Below are 248 nucleotides of genomic sequence, written 5' to 3'. Positions count from 1 at the left end.
GGTTTGGTGTAAAATGATTTATAGTAAGTATGGAAAAATATTCCGCAACTTAAGATTACAAAAAAATATGAGTCTATCAGAGTTGAATACACTAAGTGGGGTTTCTAAAGCAACGATTTCACAGTTTGAAAATGGGAAATCTCTAGTATCTTTTGACAAGCTTGAAGCGCTTCTAGAAAGTATGAATCTTACTATTTTGGATTATTCCTTGCTTGTAAATAACGGCTTACCTGAATATTTTATTACAC

Annotated in this window: 1 protein-coding gene; it reads left to right on the top strand. The window is 31.5% G+C overall.

The window, feature by feature from the left end; genetic code table 11:
• Positions 1–13: 13 nt before the first annotated feature.
• The coding region (locus tag ETC07_RS16335; RefSeq protein ID WP_136249341.1) for a helix-turn-helix domain-containing protein at positions 14–248 on the top strand (235 nt) is incomplete at its 3' end.

Origin of the sequence: Halomonas borealis (genome assembly GCF_004798905.1) — a bacterium.
GTDB lineage: Bacteria > Pseudomonadota > Gammaproteobacteria > Pseudomonadales > Halomonadaceae > Halomonas > Halomonas borealis.
Note: the sequence above shows the minus strand (reverse complement) of the source record. Positions and strands in the feature narration are given on the sequence as shown.